This window comes from Alkalibacterium sp. MB6, from assembly GCF_009935905.1.
Classification (GTDB): Bacteria; Bacillota; Bacilli; order Lactobacillales; family Carnobacteriaceae_A; genus Alkalibacterium.
In genome coordinates this window covers 1-21,660 of sequence record NZ_PREX01000014.1, presented here as the reverse complement: position 1 = coordinate 21,660, position 21,660 = coordinate 1, and the positions used below count along the sequence as shown (strand labels likewise).

Genomic DNA, 21,660 nt, shown 5'->3' with positions numbered 1-21,660 from the left:
GCAAAGACACGGTCACTCGTAAGGAGAGTGGTCGTGTCTTTTTGCCTATCTTATTTATGAGTCCTTTTTAAATATGCTCTTAGATAGTTCAAATAGGGACTGATTAAACCGTTTTTGAGCAGCGGACAAATCTGAACGATTATCAATGAGTAAACTTACGTAAAATTTAGGTGGGTTTTCAAGAGGAACCTGTATAATATCCGTTCGGTCTCTAACAAGTAAATCAATCATCATGCCGGCACTCATGCCAGACGCTATCATTGAATTGGACGTTTGAATTTCATTGGTGTAGTGAATACGTGAAGCCTCTATCTTGTTTTCCTTTGCCCATTTTTCAAATATGCGTTGGTGAGTATAGCCTTTTGCCAAAGTCACAAAATAGGTATCTTTTACCATGGATGCATCCACTCGTTCTTTTGAAGCTAAAGGATGAGAAGGAGATACCCAAAGGCTTAAATCACGTTCGGCAATCAACAGTTGAGTTAACCGGGTGTCTTTAAAAGTAGGTTTATCACTTCCAACGATTGCAGCAGGCACTTTCCGGTCTCTCACTAATTCATACATCGTATCTGAACTTTCTTCTTCGACTAATTGAAGCATGCTTCGAAAGTCAGATAAATGAGGTAAGAGTTTAGGTAAGAAGTGGCCACCAATTGTAGGTAAGAAGCCAAAAAAGACCTCTTTCGATTCGAGGTTATCTATCGCTTGATGAGTGTGATCAATTTTTTCTAAAATATCTAATGCACTTTTATAAAGGAGTTTACCTGCTTCTGTTAACTCCACGCTTTTAGAGGACCGATCTCGAGTAATCAAGGTTGTTCCAAAGGCTTCTTCTAATCTTTTTAATGAAATAGAAATAGAGGGTTGTGAAATATAGAATGCTTCAGCCGTCTCGGTGAAGCTTTTGCTTTCGGCTAGTGTTTTAAAATAAGTTAAATCTGTCAGCTTCATTAGGTGCTCCTTTTGTCAGAAAATTCAATTCCTTTTGCTCTTATAAATAATATTTATAATACCATAACTTTTCGGTATTTCACAATCTATGAAAGCGGTGTTATAGTTATATCAGATTCAGAAATCGCTTTCAAAGGAAGTATCCGGCCGGGTGTTTTGTTATAAAAGCGAGCTTATCATCAACGTAGTCATAGTATAATGAACTGGGAGGTTCTTGAATGGATAAGATAAAACAGTTATTTTGGATATTTCTATTCTCATTTTTAGGAGAAATAGTGTCTCTCGTTATTCCCTTTGCGGTACCAGGAAGCGTATTAGGAATGATTCTACTCTTTCTAGCTTTGCACTTTAACGTAATAAAAATTGAGCAGGTGGAGACAGTTGGAACATGGCTTACCGACAACATGGCCATATTCTTTATCCCTGCCGGGGTAGCTTTGATGACCAACTTCGGTTTACTTGGAAGCATCTGGCTGCAGTTACTGTTAGTGATGATTATCTCAACAGCCGCAATGATAGCTTTTGTAGGGATTGTCGTGCAGTTTATTATGAAACGGTCAGAAAAAAAAGAAGCAAAAAATACAAAACAGTCGTCACCATCACAGTTCCAGGTAAAGGAGGGAATGAGTAATGGTTGATCACATTGTTGCTAATCCATTTTTCGGGATTGTGTTATCTGTTTCTCTTTACCTCATTGGAGCCGCTCTTCATAAAAGGTGGCGGATCGCACTCTTCACGCCATTGGTCTTTGCCATTATCGTCATTATCTTATTGTTATTAGTGGCTCAAATTCCTTTTGAGACGTATGACGAAGGCGGGCAATTCATTTCATTATGGATTACACCAGCGACGGTAGCTTTAGCGATTAAATTAGAGAAAAACTTTAGTCATCTAAAGAAAAATGTGACCGCCATATTGGCTGGTATTGGACTCGGTGTTTTGTTCCATACCGTATTGATTATATTACTAAGTATTGTGTTCCAGTTTAATGAACAATTGGCTGCGACTCTGCTTCCTAAATCGGTCACAACAGCTATTGCCATTGGGGTTTCGGAATCCTTAGGGGGTATCGTTTCGTTGACGGTTGCCGTTGTTGTCTTTACCGGGGTCATTGGAACCATTGTCGGACCGCCAATATTTAAATTATTCAAGATTAACGATCCAGTAGCCCAGGGTATTGCAATGGGGTCAGGTTCTCATGCGATGGGAACGACAAAAGCAATTGAAATGGGAGATGTACAAGGAGCAATGTCAGGATTGGCTATTCTTTTAACTGGTATAGCAGTCGTTATCATTGCACCTTTTGGCCTCATGGTGATACAAGCGTTATTTTAAACACAAAATTCTATTATTGGAGTGACAAACATGCAAAACGTAGTTGAAAATAAATACAATGCACCAACAGAAGTTAGAGATATTGATATAGTCAATACATTAGAATTAGAACAACTAGCAAAAGAAATCGTGCCACATGGCGGATATGATTACATTTCTGGTGGGTCAGGTGACGAGTACACATTGAAACAGAATATCAAATCCTTTAATCATAAAGGGATTTTGCCAAGAGTATTGGCAGACGTTGAACACCCTGATACAGCGACTTCTATTTTGGGTCATGACATTAAAGCGCCTTTCATTATGGCACCGATTGCTGCACACGGGTTGGCTCATGAAACGAAAGAAGCTGGAACTGCTCGAGGTGTAGCTGAGTTTGGAACGATTATGTCTATCAGTGCCTACTCTGGAGCGAAATTTGAAGAAATTGAAAAAGGATTAAATGGATCACCTCGTTGGTTCCAGTTATACATGAGTAAAGATGATGAATTAAATAAAAAAATCGTTGATGAAGCCAAACAAGACGGGGCAACCGCCATTATTTTAACAGCGGATTCCACAATATCTGGGAACCGAGAAAAAGATATGCGCAATAAATTTGTTTACCCATTTGGTATGCCAATCGTGTCTCGCTATTTAACAGGTTCTGGAGCAAATATGTCATTGAATAATATTTACGCTCAGTCGAAACAAAAAATTAGTCCAAGAGACGTGAAGTTCCTAGCTGATTATTCAGGCTTGCCGATTATTGTTAAAGGCATTCAGGCTCCAGAAGATGCGTTATTAGCGATGGGAGCTGGCGCTTCAGGTGTGTGGGTATCCAATCACGGAGGCCGACAGTTAGATGGTGCGCCAGGATCATTCGATACCTTAGAAGCCATTTCAAAAGCAGTAGCTGGTCGTGTGCCGATTATTTTTGACTCTGGTATTCGTCGAGGCGAGCATATTTTCAAAGCCTTGGCTAGTGGTGCAGACGTCGTTGCGATTGGTCGTCCAGCACTTTACGGCTTGGCACTAGGTGGATGGAAAGGCGTTAAAAATGTCTTTGACTACTTCCATACCGATTTAAAACGAGTCATGCAATTAGCTGGGACTCAGACTGTAGAAGATATCAAGAATACAACATTAGTTGATAATAAATAACTACTAGAGACAAGAGACAGGCTTAGTCCTGTCTCTTTTTCATTCGTATGATTAGTCTAAATCTTGTGACAGAATTAAGAAATTTTGTTTATTTCCTATGACTATCTAAAGTATTTTTACTTCTGACCGATTATAGTCATGATGAGTAGTTTACATATAGTTAAAGGAGATTAGGGTATGGACAAAATGAAAGATCGACTTAGTCAGTTGAAAGAAACAATTCAATCAATCAACTGGCCGGCACTCAAATTAAAAGGAAAGAAAATGAGATTCAAAAGGAAAGAGAAAGACTCACATAAACGATTGGCACTACCGATTGGACTAGCACTTGTTACACTTATGCTTGCGCCAGTGATTATTGCATTGACTTATACATATATTAGAACAATGACTGTTTTAACGGAACGTGTTGAAGCACAAGAACAACAAATCACATCTAACTTGGTTGATAACATTGTGAATGCTAGTGTAGCTGCTGAAAGTACCATCAACAGTTTGGCACTAGACGGTGTTTTGGGACGAGTCGCTACAGGTGACGAAGGGTCAAGAAGGGAATTAAACACTCGCTTCCAATATATTGTCACAGGTAATCCATACATTACAGATGTTCACTTTATTCCAGCTACGGAAGGCACACCTTTCGTTTCAACGCTAACAGTTGTTCGCTACGACTCAAACCCACATGAAATATTCCCTTGGTTTGAATCAGGTCTAGCATCCCCTGGTCTTCGCTGGACAGAAGCACATACGTTCAATAATAAATCGAGACTGACAGTTACGCGAGCCATTTTAAATGGTGGAACAACGCTTGGAGTATTAGCTATCGATTTAGATGTCAACGCCATCATCGCAGAAATTCAAGCTACCGATATGGCAAACACGGGTCAAATCAGTATTTTGCAAGACAATGGGACAGTGATTGCTGCTTCTGATGAAGAGCTAATCGGAGAGAATCTCAGATCATCTAAATTCTTTAAAGACGCTCAGGAAATCAAAGCAGAAGAAATCAATACAAGTTCAGTGGATTCGGCTACTGAACTCACCGCTACTACCATTTCTGGAATGGTCTATGACAAAGACATTAATAATAATCAGTTTGGTATTTACTTTGAACGCCTACCTATATTAGGACTAAATGTGTTTGGGTACGTTAGTGCAGATGAAAAGCTGACGGAAACATCTATACTTCAAAGAGTGCTAATTGTGGTAACCATTGTCGTTATTATCGTCGCACTTTTTGTTGCCTATCTTGCTTCAGGTCTCGTCAGCCAAATAGCTGCAGCTTTAATGAATGCATTTAAGCGCATTGAGAATGGGGATTTGACGACACGCCTAACGAAGGATGAACTAATGAACCCGGCCAATACGGTTATTAAAACTCTCAATAAATGGCACACACGTCAGCGTAAAGACGTGAAGAAAATCAAGAAAGTCAGCAAGGAATTGAATCCAAAAGGAAACGAAATCCATCAAATCGGTTTAGCTTTCAATAAGACATTAAATACATTTGAGAAAACAGTGAAAGTAATTCAAGGCAATAGCCAAAATGTGTCGAGCATGGCCACTACATTAACGGAAATCGCAGACCAAACAAGCCGTTCGACAGCTGAAGTATCTCAAACCATTAATGGTATAGCTGAGTCAACTTCGATGCAGACACAAGACACTGAAGCAACCGTTCATCAAATGAATGAACTTGCAAAAGCTTTGGCAGACATTGATAATGCATTGGCAGAAATGGGTAGTCAAGCAGACGGAACCATGGTCGTCAACGGAGAAAACATTCGTGCCACACAAGAAGTGAACCAGAAGTGGGAAGAAACACTGGCTACGTTAACTGATTTGAAAGGCAAGATTGAAGAAGTGGACAGTGATATTCAAAATATCGAAGGCATCGTAAAAGCAATCACAACGATTGCGTCTAAAACGAACTTATTGGCTTTGAATGCATCAATTGAAGCCGCTAGAGCGGGAGATGCAGGTCGCGGTTTTGCGGTTGTGGCTGACGAAATCCGTAAGTTAGCTGAACAAAGTGCAACATCTTCAAAAGATATTCAGCACATTATTCGTCAAATTCAAACGAAATCCTCGGGCATGGTTAGCCATTTGGAAGAAACAAATGAAGACAGTAAAGTTCAAACTGAGAAAATCGATGAAGCGATTCAAGCATCTGAAAACGTTGCGGGTTCATTGGAGCAATTGGTTTCCAGTATGATTACAGTCGTTCAATCTTCAAGCATCATTAACGACAAGAAAGAAGAAGTCGTTGCACAACTGGAGAGTATTGCAGCTGGAGCTCAAGAAAACTCAGCAGGGACAGAACAAGTGTCTGCAAACGCTGAAGAAATTTTGGCAACAATGGAAGAATTCACGTCTCACATTAACCGTTTAGAAGAAGTGGCTCAAATCCTTAAAGAATCAGCAAATCAATTCTCTATTGGAGAAGAAGAGACTGACGAGAACGCATTTATATAGTATAGAAGATGAGTTAACACCTGAATTTGCATAACAGGTAACTGATTAGGAGGCTTAAATTATGGAACAATACCTTTTATTTAAAGCAGGGGGACAGACTTGCGGGGTACCCATTAATGAAACGGAGCGAATTATTGCATTAGAAAACCATACGCCTGTTCCTGATGTGTCCTCTTATATCGTGGGCTTACAGGACGTAGAAGGTGATGTACTGGCTATTGTCGATTTATCTGACCGGTTCTATCATACACCGGTCCCTAATCGAGACGATGCTGAAGTGGTTATTGTTAAATGGAAAGACAGCCGTATTGGCTGGCTTGTAGATGAAGTGATATCGGTTCAAGCCTTTAACACTGACGATCTCATTGATAAAGACAGAGAAAAGGTTGACGGCTTGTCAACTTCTTATATCTCAGCTTTTGTCCATGTTGAAGATGATATTATCCCTCTTATCGACCCGCATACCTTATTCGCAGAAGAAAAAGGGGAAGAATTAAGAAAGCTGCTTTCGATTACTATTGTCAAATAATAACAAAGCAAGACACTGGAGATAAGCATGTCCGAACAATTAAAAGTAGGAATTTCAGACTATAAATTAACAGAAGCACCGAATGAATTGATGACCATTGGCTTAGGGTCATGTGTAGGCATTGCCATTTATGCACCGAAGTCGAAAGTGGGTGCCTTAAGTCACATTATGCTCCCGGATAGTCAATCTTTTACGGATACATCACACTGGGCTAAGTTTGCGGACTTAGCCTTACCTAAAATTATAGAAGAACTAAAATGTAAAACAGGCGAGACGGACTTATTAGCTAAAATAGCTGGAGGAGCGAGTATGTTTTCGTTTACGAGTGACTCGCCCTCGCTTCAAATAGGGCAAAGAAACATTCACGCTGTCAAAAGCAAATTAGAGGAGCTCAATCTTCCTATCCTTGGAGAACACGTAGGCGGGAAGATGGGCCGATCGATGTTTTTTAATCTAGAAACCTTTGAAGTGAGAATTCGAATGGTTAACAGAGAAGAATTTATACTATAACAGATGAGATGAGTAGGAAATAGCATGACCATAAAAGTTGTCATCATTGACGATTCTGCTTTAATGCGGAAAGTGATTACAAATGTACTATCAGAATGTATCGGTATAGAGGTTGTCGAAACGGCCCGTAATGGTGTGGAAGCAATGAAGATTATTGAACAGGTCAAGCCGGATATCGTGACATTGGATGTGGAAATGCCTGTTATGGATGGATTAGAAACTTTGCAGGCAATTAAAGAGAGCTATTCAATTCCGGTGATAATGCTCAGTTCAAAAAGCAATGAAGAAACAACCATTCAAGCATTAGAATATGGAGCTGAAGACTTTATTGAAAAACCAATTTCTATTGCTAAAAACTGGACCGCTTTTAAAAAGGATTTAGAGAGACGCATCTTGGCTCATTTTAAGACAGACAGTGATGATTACTATCCAAGCTCACCATCGATATCTCTACCAAATGAATTAATGAATAAAAAAAATCAATTAAAAGCAATAGTCATTGGGGCTTCAACTGGGGGACCAAGAGCGCTTGTCAGTCTCATTCAATCTTTACCAGACACCTTAAGTATTCCTGTATTTATTGTTCAGCACATGCCTGAAGGCTTTACTGCCTCATTCGCCAAAAGACTCAATGACGTGTCATCAGTTAAAGTAGTTGAAGCGTCTCATGGCGATTTGATTGTTCCAGGAACGGTGTATGTTGCTCCAGGTGGAAAACACATGACGCTTTCCGGTAACCGGGTTTTACTAGATACTAAAGCAAAATTGCACAGTGTCAGACCAGCGGTGGACTATTTATTTTATTCCGCTGTTGATTTATATGGAAAAGATTTACTGGGAATCGTATTGACTGGCATGGGTCAGGATGGAGCTGACGGATGCCGGGCAATTAAAGAAGCAGGCGGCTATGTGATCACGCAAGACCAAGCGTCTTCAACTGTTTATGGCATGCCAAGAGTCGTAGCTGAAAGAGGTTTTTCAGATCAGATCAACAGCCTAAGTGACATAGCCGACATTATAAAAGAAATGACAAGGTGACCATATGACAACGTTAAATTTTGAATTTTTCTACGGTTGGGTCTTTACTAACTTAAATATTCAGTTAAGTGCTTATAAAGAAAAACAATTGCAAAGACGAATCCAGACGATTATGAGACAGTCTGGTGCCCAAAGTTTAGAAGAATATTCGTCTTTAATACATACTGATGAAGGCATAAAAAAACAGTTTTTGGATTACATCACCATCAACGTCACAGAGTTTTTCCGTAACAAAGATTTATTTGACAACTTTGAAGAGTTACTTAAAACGAACTTGTCTAAGAAGTTTGACTCGATTTCGATTTGGAGTGCGGCATGTTCGATAGGGGCAGAACCGTATTCTTTAGCTATGATTATGGACCGATCGAATTTACCGTTGAAACGAAACATTGTAGCCACGGATATTGATCAGACCATTCTTACTAGAGCCAGATTGGGTGAGTTCAAAGAGAATGACATGAATAACGTGTCAATTATTGACCGCAAAAAATATTTTAAAGAAGTAGATAGCCGCTTTGTATTAGACCAGAAGATTAAAAATATGGTGGATTTTAAACAACACGATTTGGTCCTTGATGAATTTGAAAAAGGTTTCCATGTGATTGTGTGTCGAAATGTGACCATTTACTTTAAAAATGAAGTAAAAGAAGAGATATATGATAAAATGAGTCAGTCTTTGGTTACTGGAGGGTTATTATTTACTGGTGCGACAGAGACCATTTATCAACCTGAACGATACGGACTGAGAAAAGTCGCCTCATTTATTTATGAAAAATACAGTTAATGTGAAAGGAGGCCTATGATGGAAGACAATAGCATATACCGCGATTTATTTTTTGAAGAAACAGATGAAAACTTAATCATTTTAAACCAAGAAGTATTGAATTTAGAACAACAGCCAGAGGATAAAGGTATCATTGATTCAATATTCCGAGCGGCTCATACATTAAAAGGAATGGCTGCTACGATGGGCTTTACCACTATGGCGTCTTTAACTCATGCCGTAGAAAACGTGTTTGAGTTGGTTAAACAAGAAAAATTAGGCGTGGATACCCACTTGATTTCACTTATTTTTGAAACGCTGGATACCTTAACCGATATCGTCGAACACATTCGAGATGACAGTGAGGAAGATGTTGAAATTTCGTCGCTGGTTAGTCGCTTAGAGGCTGTTTCAAATCAAACCGAAGGCGAGTTAACCGTTAATGAAAGCAAAGCGAAGAAACAAGACACGTTTACTTATGACTTTCCTCACCTTGAGGTATCCGATTATGTTGCGATAGAGTCAGCTACTTCTAGCGGCTATACGTTGTTTCAAATAGGCGTTAAAGTTGACGAAGACAGTATGATGAAAGCAGCACGAGCGTTTTTAGTTATCAGCAAATTGGAACAACTAGGCGATTTTGTTCAAATGAAACCATCTGCAGAAGAGTTGGAACAAGGCAACATAGACGACTCCTTCGCCTTGTACTTAGTGAGCAAAGAGAGCAAAGAAGATATATTAGAAGCAGTCGATGGTAGTAGTGAAATTAGTGAGGTATGGATTGAAGCAGTAACAGATGCTCAGTCAGTTAAGCAATCGTCTGATTTAGAAGCAAGCGAAACGATTGAAAAGGTCGAGAGCAAAGCGTCAGCCACAACTCAAACAGGTCGCTCGGCAAGTAGACAGACGATACGAGTTGATTTAACGAGACTGGACCAATTCATGAACTTAGTATCTGAATTAGTCATCCACCGAACCCGTTTAGAAGATCTCTCTCATAAAAATAATGTCGTTGAACTAAATGAACCACTAACTCAAGTTGAGCGGATCACGAGTGAACTACAAGAATTGGTGCTTCAACTAAGAATGCAACCATTCAACGTGGTCGTGCAGCGCTTCCCTCGAATGATGAGAGATTTGACGAACGAACTAGGAAAAGATATTCAGTTCTTAACTGAAGGGGAAGACACTGAACTGGACAGAACGGTTATTTCTGAAATCGGCGAGCCATTGATTCATCTACTGAGAAATGCAGCTGACCACGGCATTGAAATGCCAGACGAACGTGAAAAAGCAGGTAAACCGAGAACGGGAACGATTAAGTTGTCTGCATATGCAGAAGGGAACCGTGTCATCGTCAGTATCGTTGATGACGGAAAAGGGTTGAACCCTCGTTTCATCGAAGAGAGTGCCAAACGAAAAGGGATCTCCACTGAAGGTATGACTGATGAGCAAATCCAACAACTCATTTTCCATCCCGGCTTTTCAACAGCTGCATCAGTGACGGGTATATCCGGTCGTGGTGTCGGAATGGATGCGGTTAAAGAAAAAATAGCCAGCTTAAATGGAACGATTGAAACAACGAGTGAAGTGGGAACGGGTACGACATTCCGTATTACATTGCCACTAACCTTATCTATCATTCAATCCTTACTCGTGACTGTCGGAGAGCACACTTTTGCGATTCCTCAAGCAGTCATTGACAAAGTAAACCGCTTTGAAGAAACGGAAGCTATTTCGGTGCATCATAAAGAAGTTTACCTTTATGAAGGCAAAACCATTCCGTTGATTAGAGTAGCCGATGTACTGAATACACCTTCTTCTGAAGACAGTTTGAAACACATTATCGTCGTTTTAATAGGTGATAACTATTATGGTTTAATCGTCGATGACTTAATCCAACAAAAAGAAATAGTGATTAAGAAATTAGGCAAAGAACTGAATAGTGTTCCTCATTTTTTAGGTTCGACCATTCTTGGAGATGGTGGCATTGCTTTAATTTTAGACGTGACGTCTATCTGTACGCGGAAGAAGGTCACCGTTCATGAGTGATGAGCAAGCCTTACTAAGATATGACGCTTTACAAGAAATCGTCAATATTGGAGGTGGCCATGCTGCCACTAGCTTGTCTAAGATGATTGGTAACAAAGTCGACATGGATGTGCCATTTGTCAAATTAATGCCTTACGAAGAAGTCTTTCGTACCGTGCAAGCAGAAGACGACATTGTTAAAGTCGTTTTATCTAAACTACTGGGCAATGATTATGGGGTATTCTTATTCGTCATTAAACCTGAAGACGCTGAACAATTAGCACACATTCTAATACCCGAAGGAACAAAAACAGATGATGAACTGATTGATTCAACCATTAAAGAATTAAGCAACATACTGGTTCAATCGTTTTTACAAGCAGTCATCCAACTCATCGATCGGCCGTTAATAGCGTCGGTCCCTGTTTTGACAATGGACATGTTCGGATCGATCTTGTCGAGTGTTTATATGGAACAAGAGCAATATAACAATAATATTATTATTTTAAAAAATAACTTTTATAGCTTAGGCCATGTAATAGAAGGCAGTTTGTATTTTGTGCCAAAGCCGAATGTGCTTGAACAATTATTAAAGAGATTAGGAATTTAATTGGAGGAAATAATTATGAGTAAGCGAGTATTAATAGTAGACGATGCAGCATTCATGCGTATTAAACTGAAAGATATTTTAGAAAAAAATGGTTATGAAGTGGTAGCTGAAGCTCAAAACGGAAACGAAGCGGTTGAGAAATACAAAGAAGTGAATCCAGATGTAGTGACGATGGACATTACTATGCCAGAAAAAGACGGCGTAGAAGCATTAAAAGAAATCAAAGCCTTTGATAAAGATGCGATTGTCTTAATGTGTTCAGCTATGGGGCAACAAACGATGGTAATGGATGCCATTCGTGCAGGCGCGATGGACTTCATCGTTAAACCGTTTGATACTGAACGAGTAATCAAAGCTTTGGACAAAGCAGTAAGCTAAATCGGCATCGTTTTTCAAGTTTCAGATTATTGTCACAAAAGAAAAACAGCCAAAAAATAATAAGGGGGAACTGACGGATGCAACTGATTGTATTTAAACTAACTAATCACTTTTATGGCTTTACAACAGAGAAAATCGAAGAAATAACTAAACCATTAACGTCAACCATCATCCCCCAAAGCCCATCCTGGATTAAAGGATTGGTGAACCTAAGAGGGCAGATAATGACCCTTATCGACCTTGATGGTTTGCTGAATGAGGATAGACCTTCTAATGAACTGTGTTATAATAACACCGTCATTGTAAATACAGAAGACAACCCCATTGCGTTGATGGTTGGCAAGGTTATCGGAGTCACTGATATTGATCCACAATTAATCCAAACGGTGGACGGTGAAGATAGCCTGGTTCAAGGATATGTTTCTGCATACAATGAAATGGTCAGTATCATTGATATTGACATCATTTTAAAGGAGAAAGAGGAAGTATCGTGAGCCAACAAGTATTATCCCAAAAAGAAATCGATGCATTGTTGCACGCCATGGATAGCGGAGAATTGGATACCGAGGAAATTGAAGAGGAGACTAATACGACCAAAATCAAAAGTTACGATTTTAGACGTCCTGTTCGTTTATCTAAAGAGTATCTCTCAACCATCACAATGGTGTTTGAGGATTATGCTAAACTGGTATCCAACTTATTGTCTACTCAACTTAGAAAACCTGTGGAAGCAAAAATTGCAGCAATTGAACAAGTCTCGTTTGATGAATTCGTACATTCCGTTCCAAGCTTTACCTTAATGGGTGTCTTTGAAAGCAGACCATTAAAAGGCCTTCAGATTATTGAAATCAATCCGCAATTCAGTTTACAGATGATTGAGTTACTGTGCGGATTTAATGATATATCGAGTGAAGCAGCGCTTAAAAAGAAATCGAGTTTTACTGATATTGAAATGTCTCTTCTAGAAGATATTTTAAATCAATTGCTTCGTTCATTTAAAGTCGCTTGGCAAGACATTAAAGACATTGATGTGTCATTAGTTGATACCGAAACCAAGCCGCAATTGCTTCAAACCATGTCTCCCAATGAACCCGTTGTATTACTGACCTTAGCACTAACGATTGAAAACCAACGGACATTTATAAACATGTGTATCCCATACTTATTCTTTGAAGACATTTTGGATAAGCTAAGTTTTAAAAACTGGTTCCACTCTGGTAAAGAAGTGGATGCATCTGAAAGAGGTCAATTGGCATCTAATCTAGATAAGGTTCCCGTGGATATTGAAGTGATATTAGGCGAATCTCAAATGGATGTGTCAGACTTTTTAGGAATGGAAGTTGGAGACATTATTCAAATGGATGACAAGACGACCAAGCCACTGACGATGTATGTAGAAAGTAAACCTTATTTCAAAGTTAAACCGGGCAGAACTGAAAACAGACTGGCCGTAGAAATATTAACATTCACGGGAGGAGAGAGTGACGATGAGTAATCAAATGACACAAGAAGAAATCGATGCCTTGCTAAATGGAACAGCTCTACATAATGCGGAACCAGCAGTTGACGAAATAGACGATCCGATGAGTCAAGAGTTAAAAGATATTATCGGAGAAGTCGGTAACATATCGATGTCACAGGCAGCAACGACTCTTTCCCAGTTGTTAAATCGTAAAGTAAGCATAACGACCCCAAAAGTTAAAGGCACAACGATTAGTCGCATTATTGAAGGTAGTCAAACACCCAAAGTAGTGACTACTATAGCCTTTAAAGAAGGATTAGTCGGTAGAAACGTATTAATGATTGATATCAACGATGCCATAGTGATTGCAGATTTAATGATGGGAAATGATGGAAGCAATGTCAACGAAAATGAGTTCACTGAACTCGAACTAAGTGCTGTTTCAGAAGCAATGAACCAAATGATTGGATCGGCTTCAACGGCTATGGCTACCATGTTTAATCGTCGAGTGGATATTTCGCCACCCCTTGTTAAATTATGGGAAAATGCAAGTGAAGCTGCAGTAGATATGCCCGATCCAGATGAAATGGTGTGTATGACGTCATTCCATTTAAGCGTCGAAGGGTTACTAGAAAGTGAAATCATGCAAATCTTACCACTGGACACAGTAATGGAAATTGCGGATATTATGATGGGTGATGAAGCAGAGGTACTACATGGGAGAGAGACAGAAATGGTCAAAGAGACTAGCCGTCCTTCCGATAATTCGGAAGAACGAGAAGCAACTGTTCCTGAAGAATCTGTACATATTCAAAGACCTGAGTATCAAGAACTAGAGAAAAACCCGACCAAACATGCCCCACGCAATTTAGACTTAATCATGGACGTGCCGCTAGATTTTAGCGTCGTCTTAGGCAAGAGCCGTAAAACGATTAAAGATATTTTGTCATTAAGCACAGGTTCCGTAGTGGAACTCGACAAAATGACGGATGAACCGCTAGAAATCTATGTTAACGGCAAACTCATTGCCGAAGGTGAAGTCGTTGTCATTAACGAAAGCTTCGGTATCAGAATCACGAATATCTTAAGCAAAGAACAACGCGTTAGACATTTAAATAAATAAACAATTAGGAAAAGCAGAGGCTGGGGTCTCTGCTTTTTTTGATATATAGAGCCATTTTTAGGCTTTTATTCCAGTTACTCGGGAGAAACGGTGGGCAACTGGAAATAAAAGCGTCTATTATTCCAGTTACTCACGAAAAACGGTGGGCAATTGGAATTATTAGCCTGTTTGTGATCGAAAAGAGTTGAGGGATAAAACTAATTAAAACGATTCTTTTAGGAACCTTTCCTACAAATCTTGTTTAACTATTTTATTAAGGCTAACTTTTCTGTATACTAACTCTAGTTTAAATTTAAGTCTTAATTATTTTTCTGTCTATCCGATAGTAAGAGTAAGTACATGAAAAGTACAGTAGGTAAACTTAAACTAAACAGCCAATATTGAGGAGAGCTGATCATGAAAATAAATAAATATAATTCCTTATCGTCAGTAAATAATTCAAAACCACTTAACCGCGAAGCTGGAAAAGAAGTAAGTAAAGGACAGGCAAAAGAAGCCGTTCAAGTGAGCTTCTCTGAAGAAGCACAAGCCTTAATGAAAGCTGACAAAGCTGCTTTTTCTGAACGAGTAGATACCATTAAACAAGCCATTCAAAACGGTGACTATGAAGTGGACGCGACTAAAATCTCTCAAGGTTTAATCAAAGCGTTGAAGGAACAAAAGGAGTCTTAAACTGATGCCACAAACAAATAAAGTTATTGCCTTACTAGAAGAGTTGAAAGACCTGTTAATTCAGGAAAGAGATGTGCTGATTGAAAATAATGGTCAGCGATTAATTGAATTAATTCAAAAAAAAGAAACAGTGATAATTGAACTGTCAAAATTCGATGACACGGACGTTGAGATTGAACGACTCAACGTTCTTTCACGTGAAGTGAAGATGCTTCAAGAAACGAACTTAACACTGACCCAACAAGCAATGAACTTCACTGAAACCATGTTGGAGCATATTAAAAAAGCAGCCAGCCAAAACACGACCTATTCGAAAAAAGGGAAGTATGACTCGAGTAAAAAGAGCACCTTACTTGATCAATCACTTTAAGGAGTAAACACATGAGCGGATTATTTGGAACATTAAACACGGCCACTAAAGGCTTACACGCCCAACAGACGGCTTTACAAACCATCGGACATAACGTCGCTAACGCCAACACGACTGGGTACACGAGACAACGTGTGACCATGCAAGCCGACATTGCGACTAACGTACCTGGAATCGGTCAAATTGGTACAGGTGTCAGAATCGGTAACGTTGACCGAGTGAGTGACGAATACATAACCACGCAATTAAGACAAGGGCATTCAACGACAAGTGCACACCAATCCCTATCTGACATTGTTGGTCAGTTAGAAGCTATCTATAACGAACCGTCTGATACGGGTCTATCAAATCAAATTTCAGAAGTCTTCAACGCTTGGACTTATTTAGCATCCAACCCTGAACAAGGCGCAGCACGTACAATGCTTGTACAAACGAGCGAAACCTTTACCGATTCGATTCACCACATGGCTCGTTCGATGGAAAGTTTACATAATGATACGATTAATGAGTTAGACAAAGCTGCACTAAACGTTAACTCATCTTTAAAACAGTTAGATCAATTAAATCACCAAATATGGCAAGCATCAGTTAGAGGGTTTACACCAAATGACTTACTAGATCAGCAGGAACGTTTATTGACAGATGTTGCTGGAAAACTAGATATTAATGTGACTCGTGATAAATACAATCGCGTATCAGTATCTATGCAAGGGGAAACCGTCTTAGACCATCAATCACGCAAAGAACTAGCCGTTGTAGTAGGTGAAAACGGTGAATTAGCTAATGAGGATACTGTTACTGGTGGAAAACTAGGCAATATCGTTGTCCTTGACGGAAAAGAAGCAAAAGTGATCACTCCTACAGCTGGTTCAATGAAAGGCACACAAGAGGCGCTTGATGTCATATCTGATATGCAAAGTGAGTTGGATGAGTTCGCTTTCGCCTTTGCGACAGCGGTAAATGATATTCATAGCACACCAACTATTGAAGGAGAGCCTAAAGGGCGAGACTTCTTTGAATTAGGAGATCACAATGACTCTAAAGGCGCGGCCTTATCCTTAAAAGTGTCGGATGCGCTGAAAAAAGATCCCGGATTAGTTGTATCTGGTCGATCCATGGACAATGAATTCGCCGGAGACGGTTCTAGAGCACAGTCCATTGCCTCATTGCAACATAAAACAATGTCTACAGACGTTGACTCATGGAATTACAATCCAGTTACGATGTCACACGAACCAGCTTCTACTGGAACGACTCTTTTTGGACGCTACAATAGCATGGTTACTGACATGGGAATCGTTAAACAGCAGGAAGACAACATGTTAAATACTCAAAAAGGGTTAATGAACCTATTAACTCAACGACGTGAATCCATTTCAGGAGTAGACATTAACGAAGAAGTAGTTGATATGATTAAATATTCAACGGCTTTCCAAGCTAATTCACGTGTCTTACAAACCATATCAGAAATGCTCGACACTTTAATCAATAGAACTGGGGTGTAACAGATGAGAATAACGAATTCTCTTATGTCACAAAGCTTCTTAACTAACTTAAACAGTAACATGAACAATGTATTTAAATATCAAGAACAGCTATCATCTTTGAAACAAGTGAATCGTCCAAGTGATGATCCCCTTAAAGTATCTAAAATCATTGATTTGAAAAATGAAATCAAACAAAACGATACGTATCAAGGAACAATTAACGATGCAATTGACTTTACCAATGTTCAAGATGCGGCGTTAGCTAATGCCACGAATTCTATTCAACGTATCCATACCCTAACCCAGCAAGCAGCGAACGGGACCTTAAACACTGATGACCGTGCGGCTATAAAAGCGGAAATTAATAGCGAAGTCGAAACTATGATGGACTCATTAAACACTAACTTTGGTGGGCGTTACATTTTTGCTGGTCAAAATAGTACAACCAAACCATTCACAATAGAACGAGCAGATGATGGTACCTTTACAGGAGTCACCTATAACGGTACAGCTGATAATACTCCAAAAGAAATATCTAGAGGTGTCATGGTAGAACTGCAGACAGATGGTAGTAAGCTAGAGAATGGTGAAGGTAACTTGGGTCAGTTGTTCAATGATTTATTCCAAGCACTAGATACAGACGACACTAGTCAGCTTGGTGGAGATTTACTTAGCCAAATCGATAAAGAAATGAACAATATTCTTAATGTACGAACAGGAATAGGTGCAACTCAAAACAGACTAACAGCTGCAAAAGCAAGAAACGAAGCTGAAAATTTGAATTTAGAAACAGCTTTATCAACGAACCAAGATATTGATCTAGCTGAAACCTACATGCAATACACAATGGAAATGACTGCTTACCAAGCATCATTGAATATGGGAACGAGAATACTTCAAACGAACATAATGGATTATGTGAGATAAACAGAAGCGGTTAAGGACTTTACAGTCTTTAATCGTTTTTTTTAGATATTTATAAAAAAGTACTTAACAAATAGTATGGTTATCCGATAGTAAGATTAGAAGGCGATAAGCCTTAAAAACAAACACTAATGGAGGAATACAATTATGCGTATTAATACAAACACAGCAGCTATGAATACATACTCACGTTTGACTCAAGCAAACGGAGCTAGAGGCGATTCAATGGCTAAACTATCTTCAGGTCTAAGAATCAACAGAGCGGGCGACGATGCTGCAGGACTTTCAATTTCAGAAAAAATGAAAAACCAAATTTCTGGCTTGAATCAAGCTACTCGTAACGCTCAAGATGGTATTTCACTAATTCAAACGGCTGAAGGCGCATTGAATGAAACTCATTCAATCTTAAATCGTATGCGTGATCTTACTGTACAAGCATCTAACGCTACCAATACTAATGACGATAGATTAGCTATACAAAAAGAAATGGATTCTCTATCTTCAGAAGTAGATCGTATTGCAAATCAAACACAATTCAATACTAAAACTCTTTTAAATGGAGCTTTTAAGGCAGAAGGCGGACAAGCACTCTCGTTCCAAATTGGTGCCAATGCTACTCAACAAATTACATTAAATATTGGCGACATGAGTGCTGTAGGTTTAGGATTAGCAACAGCACCAGCAACAGAAGGTGATCCTGCTGTAAGTACTTTGGTTGTCAGTGGGGCAACAGAAGCTACTACACCAAGTGCTACTGGTTTTGATACAGTACTTACAACTATAGATGCAGCTATAAAAACAGTTTCCACAGAACGTGCTAACCTAGGAGCAACTCAAAACCGTCTAGATCATACAATCAACAACTTAACAACAACTAAAGAAAACCTATCTGAAGCTAACTCACGTATCCGTGACGTTGACATGGCTGAAGAAATGATGGAGTTCACTAAGAACAACATCCTTTCTCAAGCATCAACTGCAATGTTGGCTCAAGCTAACCAAATGCCACAAGGTGTTCTACAATTATTGGGTTAATCTTACCTTTAATTTCATATTTACGACACAGAATCGAAGCAGTGTTTCACTGCTTCGGTTTTGTCTTACATAGTGTTTTTAAAAAAATATTAATCATTTTGTTGCAGAGGGGTTAAGATGATGGTTCAGCGAATTGAAACAATTGACACGATTCGAACGATTGACCAGGTTTTACATTCTTCCAAAAATGCGGTATCCTTTCAAGGTGACCGCTACGTGGAACCGCTAAAGGCAGTTGGTAAAATAGATCCAACCATGGATCGTTTACACTTAGAACCTTCAAAAGAGCAGGTGAAAAAATGGGCTTATGAAGCGAATAGTGTCGTTCAACGGCTAAATGCTCATCTGTCTTTTCGTATTCACGAGGGAACTGGACGAACCTTAGTCGAAGTGGTCGATAGAGATACTAAAGAAGTATTAAGAGAAATTCCGCCTGAAAAAATGCTAGATGTCATTGCTGGTATTTGGAAATGGTCAGGCATTGCAGTAGACAGAAAGGAGTGAGGTTACTTATATGAACGTAATGGGATTATATTCTGGCATTGATATGAGTATGGTTGACCAGATGATAGAAGCTGAAAAAGCTAAAGGCATCAAGTTTACTCAACGAAAAGAACAATACACGCAGTCTCAAAATGCTTGGAAAGACTTGAATACTCGTTTGGACTCTTTACATAAGCGTCTAGATGATTTACAAAAACCTGAGAACTTTCAGTCGAAAACGGCTAAATTAACCGGGCCTGAGCACTTTTCTGTTAGTACAGAGACCAATGCTCTAACTGGGAATTACCGAGTTCAAGTTAGTCAACTGGCTACTCAGAGCCGTCTAAATGGGGAACAAGTTAAACTAGGTGATAACGTTATCGATTCAGTTGATACGACATTGGGTATCAACGGTAGTATTAGTTTTAAAGGTGAAACTTCTACAATTGAGATTTCAGATACAGATTCTCTCAGAGATATTAGTCGTAAAATTAACGAAAAAACATCTGAATCAGGAGTAAAGTCATCTATCATAGATAACCGCTTAGTATTAGTTAATACTGAATTTGGTACTGAAAGCATTGGATTAACAGGAAGTGGAGATACTTTGTCTCGACTTGGTTTGAATCAAGAAGAAATTATAGGTCAAGAAGCAAAATTCAGTATAGATGGACTGGAAGTCACTCGCTCCTCAAATACTATAGATGACGCGATTGAAGGCTTAACTTTCACTCTGACTAACGTCCATGCTGGAGAAGAGTCCACAGTATTAGCTGTTACTGAAAATCTTGATAAAGCCGCAGATACACTGCAAAAGTTTGTTGAACAATATAATTCTACTCAGAGCTATATTACTCAGCAACTTAGTGTAGGTGATCCTTCAGCTGAAAACAATAAAACAGGGACGTTATCTGGTGATGGAACCTTAATGCGTTTACAATCGAGTTTACGTTCGATGATGACCGCAAGGACGGGTACAGGTGAAATTAAAAGCTTAGCCGACTTAGGTGTGACTATTGATAGAAGTGGTACGGCTAGTTTTAATAGAAGTACTTTAGAAGAACAATTAAAAGATAAGCCACAAGCAGTATCTGATTTCTTTTCACGTACAGTGACGGAACAAGTAGAAGTTGAAAAAGATGGCGTCATGACAACTGAATCTAAATCAGAACGCAAAGGGTTCTCCGTTGACATGAGAAGTTTTGTGAATGAATACATTTCAGGAACAACAGGCATCATTAAAGGTCGACAAGATACCTATGACCGAATGATTAAAGACCTGAACAAACGTATTGAGCAGTTTGATATGCGTATAGATGCGAAAAGGGAACGTTATATTAGACAGTTCTCGGCTTTAGATACGGCAATGATGCAGGCTGAGTCGCAAATGGACTTTATGTTCAGCCAACTCGGTATGAACTCTAATAAATAGAAAAGTGATGATCATGACTTTAGATAATATGAACGGTCAGTTACTACTGGCCAAAGAAAGCTTACTTCAAACTATCTTAACTACTTTGTTGGAATGGGATAAGGAAGCAGAAACGGCTCCATCTATCCTCAAGGCAAGTGATGAAGCTATTGCTCAAATTAAGAGAATCGATGCTCAACTGTCAGCAGAAGAGTTAGACGCTTTTAAAGAAGAACACAAAGAGCTGATGCATCGAATCCTTACCGAACAGCAAGCATTCATTAAAGAAATTAACAGTCAGTCAACTAAACTGAGCAATCAAATGAAACAAATGAATCAGCGCAAACAGGTTGTCCATGGTTACATGGACAAGGAAAAGTCCCTCTTTGTGGACCGGGAAGTATAGAAAGGAACGAAAAATGAGCTACACTAGTGCATCCAAGGTTTATAAAAAGAATCAAATTGAAACAGCATCACCAAAGCAGCTCGTTGTATTACTATACGAAGGAGCGATCAAGTTCATCCGCCTGGCAGAACTGGCTCTTGAGAGAGAACAGATGGACAAGGTCAATCTGAATTTAATTAAAGCACAAGACATTGTTACCGAACTTATGACCTCATTGAATCACCAAGATGGTCAAAACGCCATAGCGAGTGAACTAGAAACCTTGTACAGCTACATATTGAACGAATTAATCCAAGCGAATTTGAAAAAAGATGTCGATAAAATGATCAATACAAGAAAACTAATGTCAGAATTACTTGAAGCGTGGGCCAGCATTTAATTGCTGGTCTTTTTTTTTGACTAAAAAAGTTACTTTCCCTATGTAAAAGGTAATATATATAGTAGGTGTGTTTTGCAAGATAAATGTTTAGAAAATTGCAATGAAAAGTTAAGAACTTTGCCAACCACTTTTAGTTCAATTATTT

At 39.1% G+C, this 21,660-nt stretch carries 24 protein-coding genes; 23 read left to right on the top strand and 1 reads right to left on the bottom strand.

What is annotated here, in order from left to right:
* Nucleotides 1-54: 54 nt before the first annotated feature.
* Nucleotides 55-951 (bottom strand): LysR family transcriptional regulator, encoded by an 897-nt coding sequence (locus C3945_RS06810; RefSeq protein WP_161878950.1) that lies wholly within the window; start codon nucleotides 949-951, stop codon nucleotides 55-57.
* Nucleotides 952-1,169: 218 nt separating this feature from the next.
* Here C3945_RS06810 and C3945_RS06805 point away from each other — a divergent pair, with 218 nt between their 5' ends.
* From C3945_RS06805 to fliS, 23 genes are all read left to right on the top strand, one after another.
* On the top strand, nucleotides 1,170-1,589 hold the full coding sequence (locus C3945_RS06805; RefSeq protein WP_161878949.1) for a CidA/LrgA family protein: 420 nt from the start codon (nucleotides 1,170-1,172) through the stop codon (nucleotides 1,587-1,589).
* Nucleotides 1,582-2,286, top strand: coding sequence for an LrgB family protein (locus tag C3945_RS06800; protein ID WP_161878948.1), 705 nt, complete (start codon nucleotides 1,582-1,584; stop codon nucleotides 2,284-2,286). Before C3945_RS06805 ends, C3945_RS06800 begins: the two co-directional genes overlap by 8 nt.
* A 30-nt stretch (nucleotides 2,287-2,316) precedes the next feature.
* Nucleotides 2,317-3,429 (top strand): lactate oxidase, encoded by a 1,113-nt coding sequence (locus tag C3945_RS06795; RefSeq protein ID WP_161878947.1) that lies wholly within the window; start codon nucleotides 2,317-2,319, stop codon nucleotides 3,427-3,429.
* A gap of 177 nt (nucleotides 3,430-3,606) precedes the next feature.
* On the top strand, nucleotides 3,607-5,904 hold the full coding sequence (locus C3945_RS06790) for a methyl-accepting chemotaxis protein (protein ID WP_161878946.1): 2,298 nt from the start codon (nucleotides 3,607-3,609) through the stop codon (nucleotides 5,902-5,904).
* A gap of 61 nt (nucleotides 5,905-5,965) precedes the next feature.
* Nucleotides 5,966-6,433, top strand: a complete 468-nt coding sequence (locus C3945_RS06785) for a chemotaxis protein CheW (RefSeq protein WP_161878945.1) — start codon at nucleotides 5,966-5,968, stop codon at nucleotides 6,431-6,433.
* 27 nt (nucleotides 6,434-6,460) lie between these two features.
* Nucleotides 6,461-6,943, top strand: a complete 483-nt coding sequence (locus C3945_RS06780; protein WP_161878944.1) for a chemotaxis protein CheD — start codon at nucleotides 6,461-6,463, stop codon at nucleotides 6,941-6,943.
* A gap of 24 nt (nucleotides 6,944-6,967) precedes the next feature.
* Nucleotides 6,968-7,981, top strand: coding sequence for a protein-glutamate methylesterase/protein-glutamine glutaminase (locus tag C3945_RS06775; protein ID WP_161878943.1), 1,014 nt, complete (start codon nucleotides 6,968-6,970; stop codon nucleotides 7,979-7,981).
* A gap of 4 nt (nucleotides 7,982-7,985) precedes the next feature.
* Complete coding sequence (locus C3945_RS06770) at nucleotides 7,986-8,765, top strand: CheR family methyltransferase (protein WP_161878942.1); 780 nt, start codon at nucleotides 7,986-7,988, stop codon at nucleotides 8,763-8,765.
* An 18-nt stretch (nucleotides 8,766-8,783) separates the two neighbouring features.
* A complete protein-coding gene (locus C3945_RS06765; protein ID WP_161878941.1) occupies nucleotides 8,784-10,796 on the top strand; it encodes a chemotaxis protein CheA in 2,013 nt (670 codons plus the stop codon).
* Entirely contained in the window at nucleotides 10,789-11,385 is a 597-nt protein-coding gene (locus C3945_RS06760; RefSeq protein WP_161878940.1) for a chemotaxis protein CheC, read from the top strand. Before C3945_RS06765 ends, C3945_RS06760 begins: the two co-directional genes overlap by 8 nt.
* Nucleotides 11,386-11,400: 15 nt before the next feature.
* Nucleotides 11,401-11,763 (top strand): response regulator, encoded by a 363-nt coding sequence (locus C3945_RS06755; protein WP_161878939.1) that lies wholly within the window; start codon nucleotides 11,401-11,403, stop codon nucleotides 11,761-11,763.
* A 77-nt stretch (nucleotides 11,764-11,840) separates the two neighbouring features.
* The gene (locus C3945_RS06750; protein ID WP_161878938.1) at nucleotides 11,841-12,257 is read left to right on the top strand and encodes a chemotaxis protein CheW; all 417 of its coding nucleotides are present in this window, start codon (nucleotides 11,841-11,843) and stop codon (nucleotides 12,255-12,257) included.
* The gene (fliM, locus tag C3945_RS06745; protein WP_272928083.1) at nucleotides 12,254-13,258 is read left to right on the top strand and encodes a flagellar motor switch protein FliM; all 1,005 of its coding nucleotides are present in this window, start codon (nucleotides 12,254-12,256) and stop codon (nucleotides 13,256-13,258) included. Before C3945_RS06750 ends, fliM begins: the two co-directional genes overlap by 4 nt.
* Complete coding sequence (fliY, locus tag C3945_RS06740) at nucleotides 13,251-14,348, top strand: flagellar motor switch phosphatase FliY (RefSeq protein WP_161878937.1); 1,098 nt, start codon at nucleotides 13,251-13,253, stop codon at nucleotides 14,346-14,348. Before fliM ends, fliY begins: the two co-directional genes overlap by 8 nt.
* A 396-nt stretch (nucleotides 14,349-14,744) precedes the next feature.
* Nucleotides 14,745-15,020 (top strand): flagellar biosynthesis anti-sigma factor FlgM, encoded by a 276-nt coding sequence (flgM, locus tag C3945_RS06735; protein ID WP_161878936.1) that lies wholly within the window; start codon nucleotides 14,745-14,747, stop codon nucleotides 15,018-15,020.
* Between the two features lie 4 nt (nucleotides 15,021-15,024).
* The gene (locus C3945_RS06730) at nucleotides 15,025-15,390 is read left to right on the top strand and encodes a flagellar protein FlgN (RefSeq protein ID WP_161878935.1); all 366 of its coding nucleotides are present in this window, start codon (nucleotides 15,025-15,027) and stop codon (nucleotides 15,388-15,390) included.
* A gap of 11 nt (nucleotides 15,391-15,401) precedes the next feature.
* On the top strand, nucleotides 15,402-16,895 hold the full coding sequence (gene flgK, locus C3945_RS06725; RefSeq protein ID WP_161878934.1) for a flagellar hook-associated protein FlgK: 1,494 nt from the start codon (nucleotides 15,402-15,404) through the stop codon (nucleotides 16,893-16,895).
* A 3-nt stretch (nucleotides 16,896-16,898) separates the two neighbouring features.
* Nucleotides 16,899-17,804 (top strand): flagellar hook-associated protein FlgL, encoded by a 906-nt coding sequence (flgL, locus tag C3945_RS06720; RefSeq protein WP_161878933.1) that lies wholly within the window; start codon nucleotides 16,899-16,901, stop codon nucleotides 17,802-17,804.
* 144 nt (nucleotides 17,805-17,948) lie between these two features.
* A complete protein-coding gene (hag, locus tag C3945_RS06715) occupies nucleotides 17,949-18,836 on the top strand; it encodes a flagellin Hag (RefSeq protein ID WP_161878932.1) in 888 nt (295 codons plus the stop codon).
* A 120-nt stretch (nucleotides 18,837-18,956) separates the two neighbouring features.
* Complete coding sequence (locus C3945_RS06710; protein WP_237585505.1) at nucleotides 18,957-19,340, top strand: flagellar protein FlaG; 384 nt, start codon at nucleotides 18,957-18,959, stop codon at nucleotides 19,338-19,340.
* Between the two features lie 10 nt (nucleotides 19,341-19,350).
* On the top strand, nucleotides 19,351-20,751 hold the full coding sequence (fliD, locus tag C3945_RS06705) for a flagellar filament capping protein FliD (RefSeq protein ID WP_161878930.1): 1,401 nt from the start codon (nucleotides 19,351-19,353) through the stop codon (nucleotides 20,749-20,751).
* A gap of 13 nt (nucleotides 20,752-20,764) precedes the next feature.
* On the top strand, nucleotides 20,765-21,136 hold the full coding sequence (locus C3945_RS06700) for a hypothetical protein (RefSeq protein WP_161878929.1): 372 nt from the start codon (nucleotides 20,765-20,767) through the stop codon (nucleotides 21,134-21,136).
* Between the two features lie 13 nt (nucleotides 21,137-21,149).
* On the top strand, nucleotides 21,150-21,515 hold the full coding sequence (gene fliS, locus C3945_RS06695) for a flagellar export chaperone FliS (RefSeq protein ID WP_161878928.1): 366 nt from the start codon (nucleotides 21,150-21,152) through the stop codon (nucleotides 21,513-21,515).
* Nucleotides 21,516-21,660: the final 145 nt, after the last annotated feature.